Genomic DNA, 17,327 nt, shown 5'->3' on the forward strand with positions numbered 1-17,327 from the left:
TCAACGGGAGGAAATCATGATCATCTACGGAGTCGCGGCCCTGGCCGCCTGCCATCTGGCGGGCGTCATCCTGGGCGACCTGCTGGGCGTCATCCTGGGCGTCCGGTCCAACGTGGGCGGCGTGGGCTTTGCCATGCTGCTGCTGATCCTGGCCACGGACTGGATGCGCCGCACGGGGCGCCTGCCGGTCCTGACCGAACAGGGGGTGCTGTTCTGGTCGGCTATGTACATTCCCATCGTGGTGGCGATGGCCGCCCAGCAGAATGTCGTGGCGGCGCTGGCGGGCGGTCCCATCGCGATCATCGCGGGCGTCGGCGCGACGGTGGCCTGCGTGGCGCTGGTCCCGGTCGTGGCGCGGATCGGCGGGCAGGACCGCCCCCTGCCGCCCCTCATGGCGCAGGAGGCGTGACGTCATGGAGATGATCGCAACGATCCTGGCCAAGAACGGGCTGGTCTTCGCCTTCGTCGTGGTGGGCGTCGTGATGTGGCTGTCCTACCAGCTGTCGGACCGGCTGTCGGCGGGGCGGCTGCACGGCTCGGCCGTGGCCATTATCATCGGGCTGGTGCTGGCCTGGATCGGCGGTGTCACCACCGGTGGCGACAAGGGTCTGGCCGATGTGCCGATGTTCGCGGGGATCGGCCTGATGGGCGGCGCCATGCTGCGCGACCTGGCCATCGTGTCGACCGCCTATGGCGTCGACATCCGCGAGATCCGCAAGGCCGGGGCCGCGGGCGTCGTGTCGCTGGCCCTGGGGATCTTCGTGTCCTTTGCGGTGGGGGCGCTGGTGGCGGCGGCCTTCGGCTATACCGATGCGGTCAGCATGGCCACGATCGGCGGCGGGGCCGCGACCTATATCGTGGGTCCGGTGACCGGCACCGCCCTGGGCGCCAGTTCCGAGGTCATCGCGCTGTCCGTCGCCGCAGGCCTGCTCAAGGCGGTGCTGGTGATGATCGGCACGCCCTTCGTCGCACCGCTGATCGGACTGAACAACCCGAAATCGGCGATGGCCTATGGCGGGCTGATGGGTACGACCAGCGGCGTCGCGGGCGGTCTGGCCGCCACAGACAAGCGCCTGGTGCCCTACGGCGCGATGACGGCCACCTTCTATACGGGGCTGGGCTGCCTGATGGGGCCGTCGGTCATCTACCTGATGCTGCTGGCCGTGACCGGCGGCTGAGGCGTCGCGGCGTCACCCGCCGGTGACGCCGTTCTCCAACCGGGCAAAGGCCGTCATCACGACGCGTTCCGACCGGTCCAGATAATCGGCCAGCCGGGCGGCGGCGGCCTCCATGTCGCCCTGCTGGACCAGCTCCAGGATCGCGCCGTTCTCTTGCAGGAACGGCGCGTGCAGCTGTTCGGGACTGTCCAGCAGCCCGAAGGCCAGCCGCAGCTCCGCCATCGCCTGCGCGAAGAAGGCCGTCAGACGCGGGCTATCGGTCAGCGCCACGATGGCCGCGTGAAACGCCATGTTCGCGCTGCCCACCCCGCGCCAGTCGCCGGCCTCGCGCGCGATGCGGGCCTGGGCCACGCATTCGGCCATGCGCAGCGCCGCCGCGTGGCGGGGCCAGGCCTGGGCCAGGGCCGGCACCTCGATCAGGCGGCGGACGCGATAGATGTCCAGCACCCCCGCCATCGTCGGCACCGCGACCGAGACGCCGCGATTGGGCGCATGGGTCAGCAGCCCCTCGCGCGTCAGCAGGCGGAACACCTCGCGCAGCGTGTTGCGCGACACCGACAGATCGGCGGCCAGCCGCGCCTCGGACAGGCGCTGGCCGGGGCGCAGATGCCCCGCGACGACGCGCGCGCGCAGCCGGGCGGCCGTGTCCTCGGCCAGGCCGGACGGGCCGGGGGCGGCGGCGGGATCGGTCTCGGAGGGAATCGGGTCGGTCATGGGTCGTCCTGTGATGCAGGGACGATCATGGCGGCGGGGCAGGGGCAGGGCAAGCCGTCCGCTGCCCCATTTATGGGCAGATTGCCCGGCATGATGCGGCAGATTGTTGAACAAAACACACCGAACTGTCATATAATCGTTGACGGATCACGAAAACGTGGCAGGCTGGCTGCAACGACAACAGTCCGACACGGGGAACCATTCATGACCACCGACCGCAGCGTCGCGGCCGCCAGCCTTCGCGGAGGCCTTCTGGCGGCGATCTTCCTGATGGCGACATCGGCCATCGGGCCGGGCTTCATCACCCAGACCGCGACCTTCACGGCGCGGATGGGATCGGCCTTCGCCTTCGCGATCCTGGCCTCGATCCTGATCGACTTCGTGGTCCAGCTGAACATCTGGCGCATCACCGCCCTGACCGGAAAGCGCGCGTCCGAGACCGCGAACGCGGCCATTCCCGGCGCGGGCTATCTGCTGACCGCGCTGGTGGTGATCGGCGGTCTGGCCTTCAACGTGGGCAACATCGCGGGCGGCGGGCTGGGCCTGAACGCCATGCTGGGCCTGGACCCCAAGATCGGCGGCGCGATCACCGCGGTGCTGGCCATCGCGATCTTCCTGTCGCGGCAGGCGGGGATCCTGCTGGACCGGGCGATCATCGGGCTGGGCATCGTGATGATCCTGCTGGTCCTGTTCGTGGCCGTGCAGTCGAACCCGCCCGTGGGCGAGGCGCTGCGCCAGACGATCTGGCCCGACACGATCGATTTCGCCACCATCACCACCATCGTCGGCGGCACGGTCGGCGGATACATCACCTATTCCGGCGCGCACCGCCTGCTGGACAAGGGCCTGACCGGCCCGCACAATCTGGCCGCCGTCACCCGCGCGGCGCTGACCGGGATCGCGGTCACGGGCGTCATGCGTTTCGTTCTGTTCCTGGCGATCCTGGGCGTTGTCGCGTCGGGCGTGACGCTGGACCTGTCATCGCAGGCGGCGAACCCGGCGGCGCAGGCCTTCCAGGCGGCGGCGGGCGATTGGGGGATGCGCGTGTTCGGCGTGGTCCTGTGGGCGGCGGCGCTGACCTCGGTCATCGGGGCGGCCTATACCTCGGTCAGCTTCCTGGACGTGGTGGGCGTGCGCAGCGATGCGGCGCGGTCCAGGGCGACGGTGGGGTTCATCGCCTTCTCGCTGGCGGTGTATCTGGCACTCGGCACGGCGCCGGCGGCGATCCTGGTCTTCGTGGGCGGCTTCAACGGGTTGATCCTGCCCATCGGCCTGACGATCTTCACCTATATCGGCTATGCGCGGTCCGACCTGATGGGTGGGCACCGCTACAACCGGGTGCTGCTGGCACTTGGAGCCATCGTCTGCGCGCTGACCTGGTACATGGGCGCGCGGTCGGTCACCACCATCTTTGCCTTCCTAGGCGTGTAAGGAGGATCCATGCCAATCGACCTGAACAGCGACCTGGGCGAGGGCTATGGCCCCTGGACCATGGGCGACGACGCCGCAATGCTGGACATCGTCAGTTCCGCCAACATCGCCTGCGGCTTTCACGCGGGCGACCCGGCGGGCCTGCTGTCGGTGCTGCGTCAGGCGGCGGCGCGGGGTGTCGCGGTGGGGGCGCATGTCAGCTATCCCGACCGCGTGGGCTTCGGGCGGCGCAGCATGGACGTGGCGCCGGACGACCTGACCGCCGATGTGATCTATCAGATCGGCGCGTTGCAGGGTCTGGCGCGGGCGGCGGGCACGCGGGTCACCTATGTGAAGCCGCATGGTGCCCTGTATAACACCATCGCCGGTGATGCGCGTCAGGCCGATGCGGTCATCGCGGGCGTCAAGGCGGTGGACCCGTCGCTGGTGCTGATGGGTCTCGCCGGTGCGCCGGTGCTGGAGCGGGCGCGCGCCGCGGGCCTGACCGTGGTGGCCGAGGCCTTTGCCGACCGCGCCTATACCGCCACGGGCGCGCTGGTCTCGCGCAAACAGCCCGGCGCGGTCCTGCACGACCCCGACCTGATCGCCGCGCGCATGCTGCGTCTGGCGACGGAGGGCGTGCTGGAGGCCGAGGACGGCAGCACGCTGCGCCTGGAGGCCGACAGCATCTGCGTGCATGGCGACAGCCCCGGCGCGGTGGCCATCGCCGCCCGGGTCCGCGATACGCTGGTTGCGGGCGGGGTCAAGGTCGCGCCTTTCGCCGGGGGTGGGGCATGACTCCGCATCAGGCGCGGCTGGCCGCGCGGCAGGGCGTGGTGCGCCCGACCTCGGGTCAGGCCCCGGGCTTTACCCAATGCAACATGATTTCGCTGCCCCGCGATTGGGCTTGGGATTTCCTGCTGTTCGCGCAGCGGAACCCCAAGCCCTGCCCGGTGCTGGACGTCACCGATCCGGGCAGCCACCGCACCGTCATGGCGCCCGAGGCCGACCTGCGCACCGACATCCCCCTCTATCGCATCTGGCGCGACGGGGTGCTGACCGAGGAGGTCACCGACGCCACCGCCCATTGGGCGGAGCATCCCGATCTGGTGACCTTCCTGATCGGCTGCTCCTTCACCTTCGAGGGCGCGCTGATGGCGGCGGGCATTCCGGTCGCGCATGTCGATCAGGGCTGCAATGTGCCGATGTTCCTGACCGACCGCGAGTGCCGCCCGGCGGGGCGGATGTCGGGGCGGCTGGTGGTCTCCATGCGCCCGATCCCCGCCAACCGCGTGGCCGAGGCCGCGATGATCTCTGGCCGCACCCCCGCCGTTCACGGCGCCCCGGTGCATGTGGGCGCCCCCGAGGCCTTGGGCATCGCGGACCTGCAGCGGCCCGATTTCGGCGATCCGGTGCCGGTCGGTCCGGGTCAGGTGCCGGTCTTCTGGGCCTGCGGGGTGACGCCGCAGGCGGCGGTCATGGCCTCGCGCCCGCCCTTTGCCATCACCCATGCACCGGGGCACATGTTCGTCACCGACGTGCCCGAAACGCGGTGGCAGGCATGACCCGCATCCTGCCCATCGGGCCGCGCGCCTTTCTGGTCGAGCTGGCCGATCTGGACGCGACGCTGGCGCTGTTCGACGCGCTGGCGGCCGATCCCGTCGCAGGCGTCTCCGAGATCGTGCCCGCCGCCCGCACGCTGATGGTCACGACGGAACCCGGCGTGGCGGCCGATGCCGCGCTGGCCCGCGCCGTGCTGGCCCGCCAGCCCGCCCCGGGCACCGCGCCCGCGCCCCGTGCGACCGAGACGGTCGAGATTCCCGTGACCTATGACGGCGAGGACCTGGCCGAGGTCGCGTCCCTGATGGGCCTGACCACGGACGCGGTCATCGCCGCCCATCAGGCCGCGACCTGGCAGGTGGCCTTCTGCGGCTTTGCGCCCGGCTTTGCCTACATGACCTGTGCGCACGCGCGGTTCGATCTGCCCCGCCGCCCCGCGCCGCGCACGAAGATCCCGGCGGGGTCGGTCGCGCTGGCCGGGCGGTTCTGCGGCATCTATCCGCAGGCCAGCCCCGGCGGCTGGCAGCTGATCGGCCGGACCGAAGTGCCGATGTTCGACCTGACCCGCGACGTGCCCGCGCTGCTGCGCCCGGGCGTCCGGGCGCGCTTCGTGACCGGGTCCGCGCGGGTGCATCCGGTCGCGGTCCCCGAGCCCGCGCCCGTGACCGGGCTGCGGGTGGTCCAGACCGCCTTCCCGATCCTCGTGCAGGATGCCGGGCGCATGGGGCAGGCGGGTCAGGGGGTCAGCGCCTCGGGCGCGCTGGATCTGGGCGCGCTGCGCCGCGCGAACCGCGCGGTGGGCAACCCCGCGGGGGAGGCCGCGCTGGAGATCACGCTCGGCCCCGTGCGCCTGCGGGCGGAGGTGGCGATGACCCTGGCCCTGACGGGGGCCGCGACGGCCCGCGTGGGCGGGCGGGCGCAACCCGTGGCCTTCGCGCTGGATGCGGGGGATGAGGTCACCATCGACCCGCCCGCCCAAGGCATGCGCAGCTATCTGGCGATCCGGGGCGGGTTCGACGTGGACCCGGTGCTGGGCTCCTGCGCCACGGACACGCTGGCGCAGATCGGGCCCGCGCCGCTGATGGCGGGCGATGCGCTGGCCCCGGCGCGCCGCGCGGCGGGGGCGGTGACCGATCCCGGCCCCGGTCCGGACCTGCCGCAGGCGGGGACGGTCGTGACCCTGCCCGTGACCCTTGGGCCGCGCACCGACTGGTTCGATGACGCCACCGTGCAGCGGTTCCTGGCGCAGGACTGGACGGTCACGCCGCAATCCTCGCGCGTGGGCATCCGCCTGTCGGGCGAGGCGCTGACCCGCGAGGACGCGCGCGAACTGCCAAGCGAGGGCACCGCGACTGGCGCGATCCAAGTGCCCCATTCCGGACAGCCGGTGCTGTTTCTGGCCGACCACCCGCTGACCGGCGGCTATCCGGTCATCGCGACGCTGCACCCTGCGGCGCTGGACCTGGCGGGACAGCTGCCGCCCGGCACGCGCATCCGCTTTGCCGCCGACGCCCCTTTTGCCGATATCGACCCGGAGGCCCCTGATGTTTCGTGACACCCCCCTGACCCCGATCCGCCGCATCCTGATCGCCAACCGTGGAGAGATCGCCCTGCGCGTCATCCGTGCCTGCGCGGACGAGGGCATCGAATCGGTGGCGATCTATGCCGATCCCGACCGCGACGCGCCCTTCGTGCGCGCAGCCGATCAGGCCTGGGCGCTGGAGGGGCATCGCCCCGCCGACACCTATCTGGACGCGGCCAAGGTGCTGGCCATCGCCGCCAAGGCCCGGGTCGACGCGATCCATCCCGGCTATGGCTTCCTGTCGGAGAACGCCGATTTCGTCCGCGCGGTGCAGGATGCGGGCATCCTCTGGATCGGGCCCGACCCCGACGTCATCGACGCGCTTGGCGACAAGATCCGCGCCCGCGAGATCGCGCAGGCCGTGGGCGCGCCGCTGGTCGCGGGCAGCCCCGGCCCCATCGCCAGCGGGGCCGAGGCGCTGGCCTTCGCCCGCGAACACGGCCTGCCGCTGGCGATCAAGGCGGCCTTCGGCGGCGGCGGTCGCGGCATGCGCGTGGCCCGCGACCTGGCCGAGGTCGAGGAGCTGTTCGACGCCGCCACCCGCGAGGCGGTCACCGCCTTCGGTCGCGGCGAATGCTATGTCGAGCAGTTCCTGGACCGCCCCCGCCATATCGAGGCGCAGGTGCTGGCCGACCGGCACGGCACGGTCAAGGTGCTGGGCACCCGCGACTGCTCGCTGCAGCGCCGCAACCAGAAGCTGGTCGAGGAGGCGCCCGCCCCCTTCCTGACCGACGACCAGCGCGCCCGCATCCATGACAGCGCCCGCGCCATCTGCGCCCATGCGGGATACAGCGGCGCGGGCACGGTCGAGTTCCTGCTGTCGGCCAATGGCACGATCAGCTTCCTGGAGGTGAACACCCGCCTGCAGGTCGAACATCCCGTGACCGAGGAGACGACCGGCATCGACATCGTCCGCGCGATGATCCGCGTGGCGCAAGGCGCGCGGCTGACCGACGACGGCGTCCCCGAACCCATCGGCCACGCGATCGAGTTCCGCATCAATGCCGAGGACCCGGGCCGGGGCTTTCTGCCCACGCCCGGCCCGATCACGCTGTGGTCGGCGCCCGGCGGCATCGGCGTCCGGCTGGACAGCGGGGTCGGGCAGGGCGGCCAGGTCGCGGGACAGTTCGATTCGATGATGGCCAAGCTGATCGTGACCGGCCCCGACCGCGCCACCGCCATCGCGCGCGCGCGCCGTGCGCTCAGCGAGTTCCGCATCGAGGGTGTGGCATCCGTCCTGCCCTTCCACCGCGCGGTGCTGGAGGCGCCCGAATTCATCAAGGACTTCGCCGTCCACACCCGCTGGATCGAGACCGATTTCGCGGACCGCCTGGCCGCCGCGGTTCAGCCCGCGGGCCGCGTGACCCCCGCCCCCGATCAGCCCATGCTGCGCCTCGCGATCGAGATCGACGGGCGGCGGCATGATCTGGCGATCCCGCAGGGGCTGCTGGCGGCAGGGGCGCCCGCAGCCCCTGCGCCGGAGGCGGTGGCCGCCGATCCGGGCGACGTCACCGCGCCCGTCGCGGGCACCCTGTCGCTGTGGCAGGTCGAGGACGGTGCGACGGTCGAGGCGGGTCAGGTCATCGCCGTCATCGAGGCCATGAAGATGGAGACCCGGATCGAGGCCCCGCGCGCCGGACGCCTGACCCGTCTGGCCACCGAGGGCGAGACCCTGGCCCATGCCGCCCCGGTCGCCCGCATCGAGGCCTGAGGCCCCGCGCCCTGTCGCAGCCGTGATCGGCTGCGACCGCATTGCCGATTGCCGGGCGCGGGTTCGCGCAGTAGCGCAGGAGACATGACCGACCGCATCGCCCGACCCATCGGCCCCGTCCTGATCCTTGACGACATCCGCGACGGGCGGATGCATCTCTCGGCCCTGTTCGTCATTCCGGGGGACGACGCGCCCGCGCCACTGAATACGCCCGACGGGTCGGTGGCATCGGTCCTGCTGGACCGGACAGGGCAGGGGGCGGTCTGGCGCGCGCGCTTCGATCTGCCCGCCGATCGCGGCTCGGTCTATGACTGGGACGGGCAGCGCTTCGACGTGGCGGGCGATCTGACCGGGGATCTGCGCCTGGCCTTCGTGTCCTGCAACGGCGAGGAGGTCGGCGATCTGGACCGCGAGGGATCGGAACGCAATGCCATGTGGTCGCGCCTGCGCGACGATCACCGCCGCGAGCCCTTCGCCCTGCTGCTGCATGGCGGCGACCAGATCTATGCCGACGAGGTCACCCACGGCCATCCGCTGAGCGACGGATGGCCCGACGATCTGCCCGACGCGCCCTCGGACGCGGCGCTGGCCGACCTGGCGCGGCACCTGCGCGAGGGGTTCTGGGCGCGCTATCTGGCGATCTATGCCGCACCGGAACTGGCCTGGCTCGCCGCGCGCGTGCCCTCGCTGATGCAATGGGACGACCACGACATCTGCGACGGGTGGGGCTCGCTGCGCCGCTCGCGCACCGAATCGGCCGTGGGCCGGACGCTGTTCGCCGAGGCGCGCGCCGCCTGCCTGCTGTTTCAGCACGCGGCGGTCGACGGCGACCTGCCGCCGCGCTTCGCCGATCCGGCCGGCGGGCATCTGGGCTGGCGGTTGCGTCTGCCCGGCCTGCGCATCCTCGCGCCGGACCTGCGGTCCGAGCGGCAGCGGCGGCGGATCATGGGGCCGGGGGGCTGGGCGATGATGCGCGACGAGGCCGCGCGCCCGGCCGAAGGCCACAGCTTGCTGATCTCCAGCGTGCCGCTTCTGGGTCCGCGCATGTCGCTGTTCGAGGCGGCGATGATCGCCATCCCGCGCATGCAGAAATACGAGGACGACCTGCGCGACCAGTGGCAGAGCCGCGCCCATCGCCGGGAATGGCAGCAAATGCTGGCCCTGATGCGCGATATCGCCCAGGCCGACGGCCATGCCGTGACCTCCGTCTCGGGCGAGATCCACCTTGCGACGCGCGCCACGATGGACCTCGAAGGCGGGCGCCTGCTGCATCAGCTGGTCGCTTCGGGCATCGCGCATCGGGCGCCGCCCGCGGCCTGGGCGCGCACCCTGGGCGCGCTGTCGATCCTGGGCGAGGACCCGCTGCCCGGCCACCCGATCCGCATCCGCCCGCTGCCCGGCCAGCGCAGCCGCTATGTCGCGGAACGCAACTATCTGACGCTGACGCGGCGCGACGGATCGTGGCAGGGCCGGTGGCATCTGGAGCGGTCTGGGGTGACCGAACCCCTGGCGCTGGACTGAGCGGACCTGCCCTTCAAGGCTATTTTCACACGTTGCGGTTGTTGCTAGACTGCATGGTGTGAAAGTTGTTCGTGTATGAGGTTCCGATGAAGCATCCGTTGGCCCATGGCTGGCCGGATCCCCTGCCTGTCCTGGCCCGCGCCGAGTTCACCGTCGACATGCTGCGCAACCTGTGCGTGGTGTTCGAGGCCGCCGCCGGCGACGACCCCCTTACGATCGAGATGTGCGACCGCGGGGTCTGGGCGGTGACGCCCGACGGCCACCGCCTGTTCATCGGCCGCAGCCCCGGACCCTTGCCCTACGACGCCTGACGGGTTGCTTTTTGTCAGGCCGGGGAACGCCCCGGCCCGCCGGTCATTGACCTCCGAAGGCACGTCCGGGGGATGATCGACATGATACAGGGCGCGCGCGACCGCGACCGATGGGGGCCGGTGCGCGGCGACGACGGGTGGCGGTTCCGTCTGTGGGCGCCGTCCGCCGACAGGGTCGATCTGCTGCTGCATGGTCGAACCCTGCCCATGACGCGTGGTGATGACGGGTTCTGGACCGGCTATCATCCCGCGACGCCGGGCGCGCGCTATCTGTTCCGCGTGGACGGTCGGACGATGCCCGACCCGGCCAGCCGCCTGCAGGCGGGCGGCGTTTCGGATGCATCGGTGCTGCTGCAGCTCCCCGCGCCGCGCCCTTGGGCCGGGCGGCCTTGGCATCAGGCGGTCATCTGTCAGCTGCATGTCGGATGCTTCACGCCCGAAGGCTCCTTCGCGGCGGCTCCGGCGCGGCTGCCGGGGCTGGCCGCGCTCGGCTTCACCGCGATCCAGCTGATGCCGGTGGGACAGTTTCCCGGTGCGCGGGGCTGGGGCTATGACGGGGTGCTGCCCTTCGCGCCCCATCCCGCCTATGGCAGTCCGGGCGATCTGCAGCGCCTGATCGCCGCCGCGCATGACTGCGGAATGATGGTGATCGTCGATCTGGTGATGAACCATTTCGGCCCCGAAGGGGCGTGGATGCACCATTCCGCACCCGAGTTCTTCGACGCCGACCGGCACACGCCCTGGGGGGCCGCGATCGATTTCTCCCGTCCGGCGGTGCGGGCCTTCTGGACCGAGGCCGCGCTGCACTGGCTGCGCGGCTACGGCGCGGACGGGCTGCGGCTGGATGCGGTCCACCAGATCAAGGGGCCGGGTGCTGCGGACTTCCTGACCGGGCTGGCCACAGAGGTCGCGCGGCTGACCCCCCGCCGCCACCTCATCACCGAGGATGACAGCAACACCCCCGACCTGCGCGAGGCGGGCTATGACGCCAATCTGAACGACGACTTCCACCATGCCGTCCATGTCGCCCTGACCGGGGAATCGCACGACTATTACGCGCCCTTCGCGGTCGATCCGGTGGCCGATCTGGCGTTGGCGCTGCGGCGGGGGCAGGTCGAGCAGGGCCAGCCCCGCGCGGGCCGCGACAAGCCGCGTGGCAGGTCCTGCGACCACCTGCCCGGCACGGCCTTCGTCAATGCGATCCAGACCCATGACCAGATCGGCAACCGCGCCTTGGGCGAACGCCTGCTCAGCCTTGCGGACCCCGATGCGGTGCGGGTTGTCTATGCCCTGCTGCTGGTCGCGCCCTTCGTGCCGATGGTCTTCATGGGAGAGGAGCGCGGCGAGACCGCGCCCTTCCTGTTCTTCGCCGATTACGACGGCGGTCTGGCCCAGGCCGTCCGCGACGGCCGTGCGGCCGAATTTTCCTGGGAGGACGCCGATCCGCCCGATCCGCTGGACCCCGCGACCATGGAGCGATCCAAGCTGGGCTGGGCCGAGGATGCCCGCGCCCGCGACTGGATGGACCTGACCCGCCGGGCGCTGGCCTTTCGCGCCGCCCACGTCGCGCCCCTGATGGCGCAGGGCCGGGCCGAGGCCAGCGTGACCCGCGACGGGCCGGGCCTGATCCGGGCCCTGTGGCGCTTTCCGGGCGGCGGCGCACTGGCCCTGTCGCTGGCGCTGAACCAGCCCGATCCCACGCCGCTGCCCGATCCCGACCTGACGGTCGGCGCATCCGGCGACCGTTACCGTCTGACCGTGAAGGCCCTTGCATGATCCCGACCATCCCGACTGCCACCTGCCGCATCCAGCTGCGCGACGGGGTGGATTTCGCCGCCCTGACTGCGCGGCTGGACCAGATCGCCGCGACCGGCGTGTCGCATCTGTACCTGTCGCCGATCTTCGCCGCGACCGAAGGCTCGACCCACGGATATGACATCATCGACCCGACGCGGATCGATCCGGCCCTGGGCGGGCGGGCGGGCTTCGACGCGCTGGCGGATGCGGCCTCGGCGCGGGGTCTGGGCATCATCCTGGACATCGTGCCGAACCACACCGCCTTCTCGGTCCAGAATTTGTGGCTGGCCTCGGTGCTGCGCGACGGGCGGGGCAGCGGCCATGCGCGCCATTTCGACATCGACTGGCAGGCCGGTCCGCTGGTCCTGCCTTGGCTGGCCGAACCCTTCGAGACGATGCTGACCGACGGCGCCTTCCGCGTCGCGGACGGGCATTGGCATGTCGGCGATCTGGCGATCCCGCTGGCGCCGGGCAGCGATGCCAGCGACGACCTGCGCGCGGTCCACGAGGCGCAGCACTGGCGGCTGGCCCATGCGACGCGGCAGCGCGACGGGATCACCCATCGCCGGTTCTTCAACGTCACCGACCTGATCGGCATGCGGGTCGAGGACGGCGTCGTCTTCGACGATACGCATGCGCTGATCCTGGAGCTGGTCCGGTCGGGTCAGGTGCAGGGGCTGCGCGTCGATCACGTCGACGGGCTTGCCGATCCGGCGGGCTATCTGCGGCGTCTGGCCGAGGCCCTGCCCGGCACCCCGGTCTGGGTCGAGAAGATCCTGACCGGAGACGAGGCGCTGCGCCCCTCCTGGCGCAGTGTCGGCACCACCGGATACGAGGCCGGGCGTCTGATCACCCGCATGCTGACCCCGGCCGAGGGGCTGGCCGCGCTGGACCGCGCCTGGCGGCAGGCCACCGGCCCGGCCGAGCCCTTTGCCGAGGCCTTGCGCGCGGCCAAGCACGAGGTCCTCGACAACGAGCTGGCGGCCGAGCGGCGGCAGCTGGCGCGGATGGCCGGCATCGCGCTGGCCCCGGTGGACGCGGTCGATCCCGGCCCCGAGGCGCTGCGCGAGGCGGTGACGGCGCTGCTGGTCGCGATGCCGCGCTATCGCACCTATGTCACCGAGGCGGGCGCGGATGCCGACGACCGCGCCCTGATCGCCGCGGTCGCGGACCGCGCGGCGGCGGATCTGCGCGACGATGCGGTTCTGCGCGCGCTGGCCGCGCTCTGGACGCAGCCCGAGAATGCCGCGCAGCTGGCCTTTGCGGTGCGGTTCCAGCAGGTCTCGGGGGCGCTTCTGGCCAAGGCGCAGGAGGATACCGCGGGCTTTCGCTGGACCCGCTTCCTGCCCGCCAACGAGGTCGGCGCCGAACCCGACGAGGCCACGATCACCGCCGCCGAGGCGACGCGCGCGATGGCCGCGCGGCGGCCGGGCGACATGGTGCTGACCTCCTCGCATGACAGCAAGCGGTCCGAGGACGCCCGCGCGCGCATGATCGCCGCCGCCCATCTGCCCGAGGACATGGCCGCGCTGGACCGTGCCGCCGCCGCCCTGCCCGAGGCGCGCGACGTCCCGCCGCGCTGGCGCTGGTACATGGTGCAGACCGCGATGGCCATGTGCGACGCGCCCGAGGCCGCCGACCGCCTGGCCGCCCATGTCGAGAAGGCCATGCGTGAGGCCAAGGAGACCAGCTTCTGGACCCGCCCCGACGAGGATGCCGAAGCGCGCCTGGCGGGTCTTGGCCGGGCACTGCTGGACGGCTGGCAGGCCGCGCGGCCCGATGCGCTGACCCGGCTGCTGTGGCGGGGCGACGCGCTGATGCTGGCGCAGCTGCTGATCAAGGCGGTCATGCCCGGTTTTCCCGACCTCTATCAGGGCACGCAGGACCGGTTCCTGGCCCTGACCGACCCCGACAACCGTCGGCCCGTGGACTGGGACGCGCAGGCCGCCGCCGCGGGGCGCGACGATGCGGGGGGCGTCAAGGCCCGCTGGACGCCGATCCTGATGCGCCTGCGTCGCGAACGGGCGGGGTTCCTGGAGCGCGCCGACTGCACCGTGCGGATGGAAGCGGGCGGGCTGTCGCTGCTGCGACGGGCCGATGGGCGGCATCTGGGCGTCAGGCTGGACCTGCCCGGTGGATCGGCAGGCCAGCCGCAGGGACAGGCGATCCTGCACTGGACCGGGCCTGACGGCTGCCGCGTCTGCCTGACGGAGGGGCAGGGGCCGGCACGCGACGATTGATTTTTGACGCGCGGCGGAACAACAGCCGGTCGCAGCGGTTCGACAGCGTCACACCGGAAGCGGTGGCCGCAGGGCCACGCTCCGGTCAAACCCAGCAAGGACATCGCCGTGTTCCCTGACCTGCCCTCGTCGCCCCTCCGGACCGATCACGCTCACATCGCTGCGGTGCTGCTGCTGGCCGGCGGCAAGGGCACGCGTCTGCATGATCTGACCGAACGCGACAGCAAGCCTGCCGTGGCCTTTGCCGGATCGAACCGGATCATCGACTTCGTCATGGCCAATACGGTCCGCGCGGGGCTGCGCCGGATGCTGGTCGCCACGCAATATGCGCCACGCAGCCTGCACCGCCACCTGCCCGAGCGGTGGGGCGGCCAGTTTCCCGACGGGGGCCTGATGCTCTGCGACGGGCAAGAGCGGTTCATGGGCACCGCCGACGCCGCGCGCCAGACCTGGACCGCGCTGGAGGCGATGGGCGGGCGGCACATCCTGGTCCTGGCGGCGGACCATGTCTATGACATGGATTATGGCGCGCTTCTGGCCGCGCATCGGGCTTCGGGGGCGGCGGTGACCGTCGCCGTCGACACGGTGCCGCTGGCCGAGGCGCGGGGCTTTGGGGTGATGCAGGCCGATGCGTCGGGCCGCATCCTGTCCTTCGCGGAAAAGCCCGCCGACCCCGCCCCCATGCCCGGCGATCCGACGCGTGCGATGATTTCCATGGGCATCTACGTCTTCGACCGCGACTGGCTGCGCGAGGCGCTGTTCGACCGCCCGACCGAGGCGATGGATTTCGGCCATGACGTCATTCCCGATGCCGTGGCCCAGGGCGTCGCCGCCGCTTGGCGCATGCCCGCGGGTCCCTCCGGGCAGGCCTATTGGCGCGATGTCGGGACGCTGGATGCGCTGCGCCGGGCGCAGCTGGACTTCGTCGCGGCAGAGCCCGCGCGCCTGCCCTTCGCCTGCCCGGCCTCGGACTGGTATCTGGGGCGCGGCAGCATCGCCATGCCCGGCGCGACCGTTCCCGTCAGCGCACGCCTGACCTGCACCATCGTCGCCCCGGGAACCCAGGTCCCGCCGGGTCTGGTCACCGGAGAGGACGCGGCCCAAGACGCGCGCTGGTTCACGCGCACGCCCGCAGGGACCGTCCTCATCACCCAGGCCATGCTGGATCGCCGCGCGGCCCACGCGCAGATCCGCCGCTCCGTCACCCCCCCTCCCGTCAGAAACCGAGGCCTTCATGCATGATCTTCCCCCCCCTGCCTTCGATGCCAGCCAAGCGCGCTCGGACATCCTAGGCGCCGAATTCCTGGGCGAGGGGACGAATTTCGCACTGTTCTCGGACCATGCCACCAAGGTGGAGTTGTGCCTGTTCACCGCGGACGGGCAGACCGAGACGCACCGCCTGCCCCTGCCGCTGATGGAGGGGGGCATCTGGCACGGCTACCTGCCCGGCATCATGCCGGGACAGGTCTACGGCTATCGCGTCCACGGCCCCTACGCCCCCGAGGAGGGGCATCGCTTCAACCCCAACAAGCTGCTGCTGGACCCCTATGCGCGCGCCCTGTGCGGCGAGATCATCTGGGACGACGCGCTGCACGGCTATGTCGTGGGCGAGGATGACCTCAGCTTCGACGAACGCGACAGCGCGCCCTTCATGCCCAAGGGCGTCGTCGTGGACAGCCAGTTCGATTGGGACAGCGACCGCGCCCTGCGCACCCCCTGGCCGCAGACGGTGATCTACGAGGCGCATGTGAAGGGCGTGACCATGCAGCATCCGGACATCCCGGAGGATCTGCGCGGCACGTTCCGCGGTCTGGCCAGCAACGCGGTGATCGACCACCTGAAGGCCACCGGCGTGACCGCGATCGAACTGCTGCCGATCCACGCCTTCGCCAACGACCGCTATCTGGTGGAGAAGGACCTGTCGAATTACTGGGGCTATTCGACCCTGTCCTTCTTCGCGCCGCAGGGACCCTATCTGAAATCGGGTCAGATCCAGGAGGTCAAGGAGGCCGTGCGCCGCTTCCACAAGGCCGGCATCGAGGTCATCCTGGACGTGGTCTTCAACCACACCTGCGAAGGGTCGGAACTGGGTCAGACCCTGTCCTTCCGGGGCATCGACAACGCGAGCTACTACCTGCTGGCCGATGACAGGCGCCACAGCTTCGACACCACCGGCACCGGCAACACGCTGAACGTCGCGCATCCGATGGTGCTGCGCATGGTCATGGATTCGCTGCGCTACTGGGTGCAGGTGATGCATGTGGACGGGTTCCGCTTCGACCTGGCCTCGACGCTCGGGCGCGAGGCCAGCGGGTTCGAACGCGACGGCGCCTTCTTCAACGCGATCCGCCAGGACCCGGTCCTGTCCGGCGTCAAGCTGATCGCCGAGCCGTGGGATATCGGCGAGGGCGGCTATCAGGTCGGCGGATACCGCTGGCCCTTCCGGGAATGGAACGACAAGTTCCGCGACGACACGCGCGGCTTCTGGCGGCGCGATCCGGGCCTGCTGGGGGCGATGGCCGAGCGGCTGTCCGGGTCGCCGGTGCAGTTCGACCACAGCAACCGCCCCGCGACCAGCTCGGTCAACTTCGTGGCGGCCCATGACGGGTTCAGCCTGTGGGACACGGTCAGCTTTGCCGAAAAGCACAACGACGCCAATGGCGAGGACGGCCGCGACGGGCATGACCACAACATCTCGGACAATCTGGGGGCCGAGGGGCCAACCGAGGATGCGGGCATCATGACCGCCCGCGTCCGCCGCGTGCGGGCCATGCTGGCCACGGTGCTGCTGTCGCAGGGCGTGCCGATGATCCTGGCGGGGGATGAGCTGGGCAATTCGCAGGACGGCAACAACAACGCCTATTGCCAGGACAACCCCATCAGCTGGCTGGACTGGACCGCCGCCCGCCCCGAGATCCGCGACGCGGTGGCGGCGCTGGCGGCCTTCCGCAAGGAGTTCGGCCTGGCGCGCAGCCGCTTTGCCGGGGTCGATGGGGGTCCCCAGATCGCGTGGCTGCATCCGCGCGGCGGCGCGATGGAGGAGGGCGACTGGTCGGATGCCGAGCTGCGCATCCTTGGGCAGCAACTGACCGGCGATGACGGGCCGGACGTGCTGATCGTGCTGAACGCGGGCGATGCCGGAGAGTTCGCCCTGCCCGAAGGCGACTGGCATCTGCGCATTGACACGGCCCGCGACCGGGTGGACTGCGACGAGACCGTCAGCGGCGTCCTGCCGCTGGATTGGCAGAGTGTCGTGGCGCTGACACGCCGCTGAGCGAGGATCGTTCCCATGGACGGAGGAGG

At 71.2% G+C, this 17,327-nt stretch carries 14 protein-coding genes; 13 read left to right on the plus strand and 1 reads right to left on the minus strand.

The window, feature by feature from the left end; all coding sequences use genetic code 11:
• Positions 1 to 16 precede the first annotated feature (16 nt).
• Positions 17 to 409: a malonate transporter subunit MadL gene (gene madL, locus AC2SGK_RS15350; protein ID WP_488324375.1), complete on the plus strand. Its 393-nt coding sequence runs from the start codon at positions 17 to 19 to the stop codon at positions 407 to 409.
• 4 nt (positions 410 to 413) lie between these two features.
• Positions 414 to 1,178 (plus strand): malonate transporter subunit MadM, encoded by a 765-nt coding sequence (madM, locus tag AC2SGK_RS15355; protein WP_488324376.1) that lies wholly within the window; start codon positions 414 to 416, stop codon positions 1,176 to 1,178.
• A 12-nt stretch (positions 1,179 to 1,190) separates the two neighbouring features.
• Here madM and AC2SGK_RS15360 read toward each other — a convergent pair whose 3' ends face one another.
• The gene (locus AC2SGK_RS15360; RefSeq protein ID WP_488324377.1) at positions 1,191 to 1,892 is read right to left on the minus strand and encodes a GntR family transcriptional regulator; all 702 of its coding nucleotides are present in this window, start codon (positions 1,890 to 1,892) and stop codon (positions 1,191 to 1,193) included.
• A gap of 204 nt (positions 1,893 to 2,096) precedes the next feature.
• Between AC2SGK_RS15360 and AC2SGK_RS15365 the strand changes: the two genes are divergently transcribed.
• From AC2SGK_RS15365 to glgX, 11 genes are all read left to right on the plus strand, one after another.
• Positions 2,097 to 3,323 (plus strand): NRAMP family divalent metal transporter, encoded by a 1,227-nt coding sequence (locus AC2SGK_RS15365; protein ID WP_488324378.1) that lies wholly within the window; start codon positions 2,097 to 2,099, stop codon positions 3,321 to 3,323.
• Between the two features lie 9 nt (positions 3,324 to 3,332).
• Positions 3,333 to 4,100 carry a LamB/YcsF family protein gene (locus tag AC2SGK_RS15370; protein WP_488324379.1) on the plus strand — a complete coding sequence of 256 codons (768 nt, stop codon included), beginning with the start codon at positions 3,333 to 3,335 and terminating at the stop codon, positions 4,098 to 4,100.
• On the plus strand, positions 4,097 to 4,867 hold the full coding sequence (locus AC2SGK_RS15375; RefSeq protein WP_488324380.1) for a putative hydro-lyase: 771 nt from the start codon (positions 4,097 to 4,099) through the stop codon (positions 4,865 to 4,867). Before AC2SGK_RS15370 ends, AC2SGK_RS15375 begins: the two co-directional genes overlap by 4 nt.
• A complete protein-coding gene (locus AC2SGK_RS15380) occupies positions 4,864 to 6,417 on the plus strand; it encodes a 5-oxoprolinase subunit B/C family protein (protein WP_488324381.1) in 1,554 nt (517 codons plus the stop codon). Before AC2SGK_RS15375 ends, AC2SGK_RS15380 begins: the two co-directional genes overlap by 4 nt.
• The gene (locus AC2SGK_RS15385; RefSeq protein ID WP_488324382.1) at positions 6,407 to 8,155 is read left to right on the plus strand and encodes an acetyl/propionyl/methylcrotonyl-CoA carboxylase subunit alpha; all 1,749 of its coding nucleotides are present in this window, start codon (positions 6,407 to 6,409) and stop codon (positions 8,153 to 8,155) included. The genes AC2SGK_RS15380 and AC2SGK_RS15385 overlap by 11 nt, the downstream gene beginning before the upstream one ends.
• Before the next feature lie 84 nt (positions 8,156 to 8,239).
• Positions 8,240 to 9,676: an alkaline phosphatase D family protein gene (locus AC2SGK_RS15390; RefSeq protein WP_488324383.1), complete on the plus strand. Its 1,437-nt coding sequence runs from the start codon at positions 8,240 to 8,242 to the stop codon at positions 9,674 to 9,676.
• Between the two features lie 86 nt (positions 9,677 to 9,762).
• Positions 9,763 to 9,987, plus strand: coding sequence for a hypothetical protein (locus tag AC2SGK_RS15395; RefSeq protein WP_488324384.1), 225 nt, complete (start codon positions 9,763 to 9,765; stop codon positions 9,985 to 9,987).
• Positions 9,988 to 10,059: 72 nt separating this feature from the next.
• A complete protein-coding gene (treZ, locus tag AC2SGK_RS15400) occupies positions 10,060 to 11,763 on the plus strand; it encodes a malto-oligosyltrehalose trehalohydrolase (RefSeq protein WP_488324385.1) in 1,704 nt (567 codons plus the stop codon).
• On the plus strand, positions 11,760 to 14,024 hold the full coding sequence (gene treY / locus AC2SGK_RS15405; protein WP_488324386.1) for a malto-oligosyltrehalose synthase: 2,265 nt from the start codon (positions 11,760 to 11,762) through the stop codon (positions 14,022 to 14,024). Before treZ ends, treY begins: the two co-directional genes overlap by 4 nt.
• Before the next feature lie 108 nt (positions 14,025 to 14,132).
• Positions 14,133 to 15,266: a sugar phosphate nucleotidyltransferase gene (locus AC2SGK_RS15410; protein ID WP_488324387.1), complete on the plus strand. Its 1,134-nt coding sequence runs from the start codon at positions 14,133 to 14,135 to the stop codon at positions 15,264 to 15,266.
• On the plus strand, positions 15,259 to 17,298 hold the full coding sequence (glgX, locus tag AC2SGK_RS15415; protein ID WP_488324388.1) for a glycogen debranching protein GlgX: 2,040 nt from the start codon (positions 15,259 to 15,261) through the stop codon (positions 17,296 to 17,298). The genes AC2SGK_RS15410 and glgX overlap by 8 nt, the downstream gene beginning before the upstream one ends.
• Positions 17,299 to 17,327 lie beyond the last annotated feature (29 nt).

It is taken from the genome of Paracoccus sp. NIOT.M2S5SZ12 (assembly GCF_057748165.1).

What these genes read in the sequence shown, in the direction of transcription:
- madL (WP_488324375.1), top strand. Translation starts at nt 17, where the DNA reads ATGATCATCTACGGAGTCGCGGCCCTGGCCGCCTGCCATCTGGCGGGC.
- madM (WP_488324376.1), top strand. Translation starts at nt 414, where the DNA reads ATGGAGATGATCGCAACGATCCTGGCCAAGAACGGGCTGGTCTTCGCC.
- AC2SGK_RS15360 (WP_488324377.1), bottom strand. Translation starts at nt 1,892, where the DNA reads ATGACCGACCCGATTCCCTCCGAGACCGATCCCGCCGCCGCCCCCGGC.
- AC2SGK_RS15365 (WP_488324378.1), top strand. Translation starts at nt 2,097, where the DNA reads ATGACCACCGACCGCAGCGTCGCGGCCGCCAGCCTTCGCGGAGGCCTT.
- AC2SGK_RS15370 (WP_488324379.1), top strand. Translation starts at nt 3,333, where the DNA reads ATGCCAATCGACCTGAACAGCGACCTGGGCGAGGGCTATGGCCCCTGG.
- AC2SGK_RS15375 (WP_488324380.1), top strand. Translation starts at nt 4,097, where the DNA reads ATGACTCCGCATCAGGCGCGGCTGGCCGCGCGGCAGGGCGTGGTGCGC.
- AC2SGK_RS15380 (WP_488324381.1), top strand. Translation starts at nt 4,864, where the DNA reads ATGACCCGCATCCTGCCCATCGGGCCGCGCGCCTTTCTGGTCGAGCTG.
- AC2SGK_RS15385 (WP_488324382.1), top strand. Translation starts at nt 6,407, where the DNA reads ATGTTTCGTGACACCCCCCTGACCCCGATCCGCCGCATCCTGATCGCC.
- AC2SGK_RS15390 (WP_488324383.1), top strand. Translation starts at nt 8,240, where the DNA reads ATGACCGACCGCATCGCCCGACCCATCGGCCCCGTCCTGATCCTTGAC.
- AC2SGK_RS15395 (WP_488324384.1), top strand. Translation starts at nt 9,763, where the DNA reads ATGAAGCATCCGTTGGCCCATGGCTGGCCGGATCCCCTGCCTGTCCTG.
- treZ (WP_488324385.1), top strand. Translation starts at nt 10,060, where the DNA reads ATGATCGACATGATACAGGGCGCGCGCGACCGCGACCGATGGGGGCCG.
- treY (WP_488324386.1), top strand. Translation starts at nt 11,760, where the DNA reads ATGATCCCGACCATCCCGACTGCCACCTGCCGCATCCAGCTGCGCGAC.
- glgX (WP_488324388.1), top strand. Translation starts at nt 15,259, where the DNA reads ATGCATGATCTTCCCCCCCCTGCCTTCGATGCCAGCCAAGCGCGCTCG.